Source organism: Bacillus sp. z33 (assembly GCF_058313615.1).
Genome location: NZ_JBZFQN010000005.1, coordinates 69234 through 75867, shown reverse-complemented (window position 1 = coordinate 75867; position 6634 = coordinate 69234). Strand labels below are relative to the sequence as shown.

Below are 6634 nucleotides of genomic sequence, written 5' to 3'. Positions count from 1 at the left end.
GATTCGCTCGACTTGCATGTATTAGGCACGCCGCCAGCGTTCGTCCTGAGCCAGGATCAAACTCTCCGAAAGATGTTTGATCTAGCTAAATTTTTAAAGCAAATTGACGAGATTTAAAAAATCTCTTTTTTTAGACTTGCTTGGCGTTTCGTTTTGTTTAGTTTTCAAAGAACAATCATATAATTGGAGCGGGTGAAGGGAATCGAACCCTCATCATCAGCTTGGAAGGCTGAGGTTTTACCACTAAACTACACCCGCATATTCAATTCATTGGAAGTTGATGGTCGGGAAGACAGGATTCGAACCTGCGACCCCTTGGTCCCAAACCAAGTGCTCTACCAAGCTGAGCTACTTCCCGTTATATTGGCGCGCCCGAGAGGAGTCGAACCCCTAACCTTTTGATCCGTAGTCAAACGCTCTATCCAATTGAGCTACGGGCGCATAATTAATTTGGTTGGTGCGGCCGAGAGGACTTGAACCTCCACGGGGTTAACCCCCACTAGGCCCTCAACCTAGCGCGTCTGCCATTCCGCCACGACCGCGTTATAATAACGCGACGACAACTTTCATTATAGTATTTATCCCACTTACAATCAAGTGATAATAAATGGTGCGGGTGAAGGGACTTGAACCCCCACGCCGTAAGGCGCCAGATCCTAAGTCTGGTGCGTCTGCCAATTCCGCCACACCCGCATATTTATAATGGTGAGCCATGAAGGACTCGAACCTTCGACCCTCTGATTAAAAGTCAGATGCTCTACCGACTGAGCTAATGGCTCTAAATGGCTGGGCTAGCAGGATTCGAACCTACGCGTGACGGAGTCAAAGTCCGTTGCCTTACCGCTTGGCTATAGCCCAAAGGTGTTTTTTCAAAACACTATTTATTATAATCACTTTTTCTCTTTTCGAGTTAAGTGTTATTTTTAATAAAAATGGCGGTCCGGACGGGACTCGAACCCGCGACCTCCTGCGTGACAGGCAGGCATTCTAACCAACTGAACTACCGGACCATTTTGTTAATTGCGGGGGCAGGATTTGAACCTGCGACCTTCGGGTTATGAGCCCGACGAGCTACCAGACTGCTCCACCCCGCGACGATCATATTCTTACTCTAACAACCTAAGTTGTGAATGGTGACCCCTACGGGATTCGAACCCGTGTTACCGCCGTGAAAGGGCGGTGTCTTAACCGCTTGACCAAGGGGCCATACATAGTATATCAATGGCATTCATTTCAGTCTCTCAGACACTTTATCATCTCTTTCAGATACTATCAAGCGCCTCAGTCGACTTTATCTATTATAACGGCATTTACTTAACTCGTCAACACTTTTTTAAAAGTTTTTTTCAGGTGTTTTTCAATGTCGTTTTTTGTTTTCGGCTTTTTTAAGGCCGCTCAAATAAATTACCATGTTTGCAAGGTCTATGTCAATGACTTTTTTAAAATTATTTTTCCACGGCATTTTCCACATACATATCTCTTAGTATCAATCTGTCTTTTTCTCCTGTACTCAAGCCCACATTGTCCACATTCGTATATCCATTTAATAGGCCGCGCGGTACGTTTGTTACTTTCTAAAGCAGAACAAAAACGAGGTGAGTTTGTTTCTGCCATCAACCTTTTGAAATCATGGTCTCTATGCCGGTAACCCTTTCCTTGGAGATGTAAATGATAGTGGCATAATTCATGTTTGATAATTCCCTCTAATTCACCTATTCCCATTTCATCTAAATATCTTCGATTAATCTCGATATTATGGCTGACTAATAAATACCGCCCGCCAGTTGTTCTTAACCTTTCATTAAAGATCGCTTTATGAGTGAATGGCCTGCCAAAATAAAGTGTTGATAATTTTTCAACTAATTGCTGTAACTCATTGTCTGTCATCTTTGATAAACCCTCCGCACTATTTAAAGTAACAAACCCGGCTGCCATCACATACAATAAACTAACCATGGGCGTATCACCCTATTCATAGTACAACATTTATCAAAGGAGGTCTAACCGTGCCTGGCTGGTTGCAAAATCAAATTCAAAAAGCCTTTTTTGAAAAAAACAGCAGACAAGTGCAGCTTTTGAATCAATGTTGGTTTTTTTATAAAAAAAGCATTGCCCTTTACGAATAAAGGCAATGCTCTTCATTTACTTATTAAATAGATGAATTTACCATTGTTAGGGCGATGCGTTCTTTGGGTATATCTACATGATCTACCCAAACCGTAACCACATCCCCAACCGATACAACATCCATGGGATGCTTCACAAACCGATTACTTAATTTCGAGATATGTACTAACCCTGCCTGCTTTACACCGATATCGATGAACGCACCAAAGTCTACTACATTACGGACCACTCCCTGAAGCTCCATTCCCTGCTTAAGGTCCTCCATTTTTAACACATCTGATTTCAGTAGAGGTGCTGCCAATTCATCACGTGGATCTCTTTCCGGCCTCATTAAGGCATCTATGATATCTCCCAACGTGATTTCACCAATATCCAATTTAACTGACATTTCCCTTCTATTTATGGTAGACAATGCTTCCCTTAACCGATCGCTTCCTAAATCCTCGGTTGTAAAACCAAGCATTTTCAATAATAAACGAACAGACTGATAATTTTCCGGGTGTATAGATGTTCGATCAAGCGATTCCTCTCCACCACTTATCCTTAAAAATCCAATGGCTTGTTCATATGTTTTTGCACCAAGTCTTGGTATCTTTTTTAGCGCAGCGCGATTAGAAAACGCTCCTTCTTCTTCTCTTTTTTTGACGATATTTTGGGCTACAGATTTTGAAAGCCCGGCCACATATTGCAACAAAGAAGGAGAGGCCGTATTCACATTAACCCCAACCTTATTAACTGCTGTTTCCACCACAAAGCTCAGGGATTCATTCAGTTTCTTTTCTGAAACATCATGTTGATATTGACCGACTCCTACTGATTTAGGGTCTATTTTGACCAATTCTGCCAATGGATCCTGAAGCCTTCTGGCGATTGATACAGCACTTCGTTGTTCCACCTGTAAGTCCGGAAATTCTTCTCTTGCGATATCCGATGCTGAATAGACACTCGCACCAGCTTCATTCACAATGACATAATATATCTTTTCACTTTGCATCTTTAAAGTATCTGCAATAAATTGCTCTGTCTCCCGCGAGGCTGTTCCATTTCCAATTGTGATAATTTCGATGTTATATTTCTTTAGGATTGACAAGATAATTTTCGTTGCTTCATGCTTTTTAGCTACCGGAGGATGTGGGTAAACTACCCCAACCTCAAGCATTTTACCTGTAGGATCGACCACTGCAAATTTACAGCCGGTTCGATACGCAGGATCTACACCTAAAACCATTTTCCCTTTCAAAGGAGGCTGAAGCAGTAAATTCCTGAGGTTCTCTGAAAAAATATAAATAGCCTGATCTTCAGCCTTTTCCGTTAATTCATTACGTATTTCCCTTTCAATAGAGGGCTGAATCAATCGCTTATAGCTATCTTCTATTGCTTCTTTCATAATCCTCATGCATGGATTATTCGCATACAAATTCATTTTTTTATAGAGGTAATCTAAAATTTTCTCCACATCCGCTTTGACAGAAACTCTGAGCACTCCCTCTTTTTCACCGCGATTTAGAGCTAAAACACGGTGAGGGACTATTTTTCCAATTGCTTCTTCATAGTCATAGTACATTTCAAATACTTGTTTCTCATCCTTATCCTCATCTTTGCCAACTGACTTGATGGTACCACGCTTAAATGTTTCATCCCGAATCCAATTTCTAAACGAGGCGTTATCTGATATATTCTCTGCGATAATATCTTTAGCTCCATCAATAGCTTCGGCAGCCGTTTCAACTCCCTTTTCCGGATCTACAAATTGAGCCGCTTTTTCTAAAGGTCTTGCGGAGACAGGCGCTTCCATAATCCAAGCTGCCAACGGCTCCAACCCTTTTTCTTTAGCTATTGTCGCTTTTGTACGACGCTTTTGCTTGAAGGGTCGGTAGAGGTCTTCCACCGTTTGTAATTTTACTGCCTTAGTGATATCACGGGATAACTCTTCTGTGAGCTTCCCTTGTTCCTTGATAATACGCAGGACTTCTTCTTTCCTTTTTTCCAAATTCTCGAGATAGGTCCACCGCTCAGATATTGATCTAATTTCTACCTCATCCAACGAGCCTGTCATTTCTTTTCGATAACGCGCAATAAACGGGATTGTATTTCCATCCTCTAACAGCGCCAATACATTATCAACTTGTTTTTCCTGCACTGAAAGTTCTGCTGCAATATGTTTACTCAGTTCCTTCTTGGATTTCATCCCATCAAACCTTCCCTCTGCATTAATTACTTTTATAGTAACATAACCTTCTTCACTTCAAATACCGCGCTAATACGTATAACAAAAAAGAAGCCTCTTATCATTGTAAAAGACTTCCAAAAATAATTGTAATATCATCGTTAAAGGCACTGTTTTGCCTTTCTAATTTTCTTGCCGTTTCTTCAAGAGAACCAGAACTACGCAAAAAATCTTTAGTTCCCTTCATTTCAAAACCATCTGAGTGAATGAAAAATTTAGAGGCCGGCACATACGTAAAACGTTGGGTATGGAAACGTTGCTTCCTTCCAGATAAGAAACCCGTTACAGGTAGGGGATAAATCAATTTACCATTTGGAGGGTATAAATAAAAACGTATATTGCCTACACAACTATAGCGGAATTCCTTCTTTTTAAAATCCACTTTAAAAATAGCTACGGCTGCGCCTCTTTTTCTAAGCAGAGCCTGATTACACCGCTCCATAATAACTTCAACTTCTTCGCTCTGAAACTCTCGGACAACATTTGTAACTGCCCGAGATGATTCATGCGCAAACTCTCCTGACCCCAATCCATCTGCGATTACACATATAAAGTAATCATCGGTCACTTCAAAAAAATAATCGTCTCCACACAAAAGTTTCCCTTGTTTAGGGGACTGAGAAGCAATTAATTGAACTCTGCTGTCTCGTAATACTTCGTGATTCACCGTATATACTCCGAATTCTCAGCATTAATGGCTTCTTGCAATTTTTTTATAGCACGACGCTGGAGACGAGACACGTGCATTTGGGAGATACCTAAGCGGTCTCCGGCTTCCTTTTGACTCAGGTTTTCTAGATACGTATATTGAATAATTTTCTTTTCGCGATCTGACAATACATGGAGAACTTTTTCCAAAACCAGACGCTGGTTCACTCTTTCATATCCTTCATCTACATTACCGAAAATATCTAATAGAGTGACCGTTCCGCCGTCCGAATCTGCTTCAATTGAGTGATCCACTGACAGAGCTTGATAACTTTTACTCATTTCCATGGCTTCTAATACTTCTTCCTCAGAAACTTCTAAGTACTGAGCAATCTCTTCAATCTTTGGAGAGCGTTGTAAGGTTGAGGTAAGTTCTTCAACAGTTGTTTTAATTTTTGGCCCAAGTTCTTTAATTCTGCGTGGGACATGGACACTCCATGTTTTATCACGTAAAAAACGCTTAATTTCACCAATTATTGTTGGGACAGCAAATGCTTCAAAGCTTTTTCCAAAGGAATCATCGTATCTGCGAATAGCACCCAGCAATCCAATCATACCGACCTGAGCAATATCTTCGTGATAGGATTTACCCTTTGAATATTTTCTTGCAATGGTTTCTACCAGTCCCTGATAGTGCTGAACAAGTTGAGCTTGCGCTTCTTCATCTCCGTGCAGTTGATAGGCTTTAATCCATTCGGTGACTTGTTCTCTCATTTGAGCCTTTTTCTCTTCACTAATTTGAGATTGTTTCTGCATCACTCTCCACCTGCTCTCCCTCAAGAAACTTCGTCATGAATACTGTCACACCTTCATTTTGATGTATTTTCACTTCATCCATGAGTGTTTCAATCAGATATAGACCTAATCCTCCTTCTCTTAAGAATTCTACCGATTGGTCTCTTTCGTACGGTCCCAAACCTTGTCTCACTTCTTCAAAATCGCAGCTTTCTCCGTTATCAACCACCATCACTTCCAAACGGTCTTCATATAACCCGAAACCGATAACCACTTCACCGTTATGGTTTTCTTTGTAGGCATGCTGTACCGCATTTGTACAGGCCTCGCTGGTAGCAATTTTCAAATCTTCTATACTATCATATGAGAATCCCATACGGCTGGCTATACCTGATAAAGTTAATCTCATTACCCCAATAAACTCAGGTTTTGCTGGTATCTTCATTTCAATATATTCATATGTTTCACTCATTGCGATCCACCCTCTGCATGGCTTTTTATATGGATTATATCCGCTAGACCAGTTATTTCAAAAAGACGATGTAACCTCTCAGATAGTCCGATGATTCTAAAATCTCCATTATGCGCACGAACATTTTTAAACAATCCTACAAACACTCCAAGACCTGTGCTATCCATATAAGAAACTTCTGTCAAATCGACAATCATGACTACTTTATCCTGATCCGATAAAGGGAAAAGTGCCTCCCTTAACTTCGGTGCTGTGTATGCATCTATCTCGCCTTTAACATTTACATGTATTTCAGAATTCACATTTTGTACATCAATCGAAATGTTCATGAATTGTACCTCTCCTCAAAAAGTCAAGTTTCGCTT

The 6634-nt window shown here is 40.8% G+C and carries 7 protein-coding genes, 10 tRNA genes and 1 rRNA gene; 1 reads left to right on the top strand and 17 read right to left on the bottom strand.

Annotated features, from left to right (window positions below):
* The 12 genes from AC4G3L_RS16345 to AC4G3L_RS16290 all read right to left on the bottom strand — a co-directional run.
* A 16S ribosomal RNA gene (locus AC4G3L_RS16345) occupies positions 1-72 on the bottom strand; the annotation flags it as partial.
* A gap of 112 nt (positions 73-184) precedes the next feature.
* Positions 185-258: transfer RNA gene (locus tag AC4G3L_RS16340), tRNA-Gly, on the bottom strand.
* Positions 259-281: 23 nt separating this feature from the next.
* Positions 282-358 (bottom strand) — tRNA-Pro (locus tag AC4G3L_RS16335).
* A gap of 6 nt (positions 359-364) precedes the next feature.
* Positions 365-441, bottom strand: a tRNA-Arg gene (locus AC4G3L_RS16330).
* Between the two features lie 14 nt (positions 442-455).
* Positions 456-542: transfer RNA gene (locus AC4G3L_RS16325), tRNA-Leu, on the bottom strand.
* Between the two features lie 66 nt (positions 543-608).
* Positions 609-693, bottom strand: a tRNA-Leu gene (locus tag AC4G3L_RS16320).
* 10 nt (positions 694-703) lie between these two features.
* Positions 704-779: transfer RNA gene (locus AC4G3L_RS16315), tRNA-Lys, on the bottom strand.
* 4 nt (positions 780-783) lie between these two features.
* A tRNA-Gln gene (locus tag AC4G3L_RS16310) sits at positions 784-858 on the bottom strand.
* 75 nt (positions 859-933) lie between these two features.
* A tRNA-Asp gene (locus tag AC4G3L_RS16305) sits at positions 934-1010 on the bottom strand.
* Between the two features lie 10 nt (positions 1011-1020).
* A tRNA-Met gene (locus AC4G3L_RS16300) sits at positions 1021-1094 on the bottom strand.
* A gap of 37 nt (positions 1095-1131) precedes the next feature.
* Positions 1132-1206, bottom strand: a tRNA-Glu gene (locus AC4G3L_RS16295).
* A 216-nt stretch (positions 1207-1422) separates the two neighbouring features.
* Positions 1423-1887 (bottom strand): SprT family protein, encoded by a 465-nt coding sequence (locus tag AC4G3L_RS16290; protein ID WP_491078051.1) that lies wholly within the window; start codon positions 1885-1887, stop codon positions 1423-1425.
* 119 nt (positions 1888-2006) lie between these two features.
* Between AC4G3L_RS16290 and cmpA the strand changes: the two genes are divergently transcribed.
* Positions 2007-2126, top strand: coding sequence for a cortex morphogenetic protein CmpA (gene cmpA, locus AC4G3L_RS16285; protein WP_491078044.1), 120 nt, complete (start codon positions 2007-2009; stop codon positions 2124-2126).
* 23 nt (positions 2127-2149) lie between these two features.
* On the opposite strand, the gene AC4G3L_RS16280 is transcribed toward cmpA, so the two are convergent.
* The 5 genes from AC4G3L_RS16280 to AC4G3L_RS16260 all read right to left on the bottom strand — a co-directional run bounded on the left by AC4G3L_RS16280 (position 2150) and on the right by AC4G3L_RS16260 (position 6598).
* The gene (locus AC4G3L_RS16280) at positions 2150-4315 is read right to left on the bottom strand and encodes a Tex family protein (protein WP_491078043.1); all 2166 of its coding nucleotides are present in this window, start codon (positions 4313-4315) and stop codon (positions 2150-2152) included.
* Positions 4316-4415: 100 nt separating this feature from the next.
* The gene (locus AC4G3L_RS16275; RefSeq protein ID WP_491078042.1) at positions 4416-5021 is read right to left on the bottom strand and encodes a PP2C family serine/threonine-protein phosphatase; all 606 of its coding nucleotides are present in this window, start codon (positions 5019-5021) and stop codon (positions 4416-4418) included.
* Positions 5018-5818, bottom strand: a complete 801-nt coding sequence (sigB, locus tag AC4G3L_RS16270; RefSeq protein ID WP_491078041.1) for an RNA polymerase sigma factor SigB — start codon at positions 5816-5818, stop codon at positions 5018-5020. Before sigB ends, AC4G3L_RS16275 begins: the two co-directional genes overlap by 4 nt.
* A complete protein-coding gene (gene rsbW / locus AC4G3L_RS16265; protein WP_491078040.1) occupies positions 5796-6269 on the bottom strand; it encodes an anti-sigma B factor RsbW in 474 nt (157 codons plus the stop codon). The genes sigB and rsbW overlap by 23 nt, the downstream gene beginning before the upstream one ends.
* Positions 6266-6598: an anti-sigma factor antagonist gene (locus AC4G3L_RS16260; protein ID WP_491078039.1), complete on the bottom strand. Its 333-nt coding sequence runs from the start codon at positions 6596-6598 to the stop codon at positions 6266-6268. Before AC4G3L_RS16260 ends, rsbW begins: the two co-directional genes overlap by 4 nt.
* Positions 6599-6634 lie beyond the last annotated feature (36 nt).

Excerpts from the sequence above, each read along its gene's own strand:
- AC4G3L_RS16260 (WP_491078039.1), bottom strand. The coding sequence starts at position 6,598 with ATGAACATTTCGATTGATGTACAAAATGTGAATTCTGAAATACATGTA.
- rsbW (WP_491078040.1), bottom strand. The coding sequence starts at position 6,269 with ATGAGTGAAACATATGAATATATTGAAATGAAGATACCAGCAAAACCT.
- AC4G3L_RS16290 (WP_491078051.1), bottom strand. The coding sequence starts at position 1,887 with ATGACAGACAATGAGTTACAGCAATTAGTTGAAAAATTATCAACACTT.
- sigB (WP_491078041.1), bottom strand. The coding sequence starts at position 5,818 with ATGCAGAAACAATCTCAAATTAGTGAAGAGAAAAAGGCTCAAATGAGA.
- AC4G3L_RS16280 (WP_491078043.1), bottom strand. The coding sequence starts at position 4,315 with ATGAAATCCAAGAAGGAACTGAGTAAACATATTGCAGCAGAACTTTCA.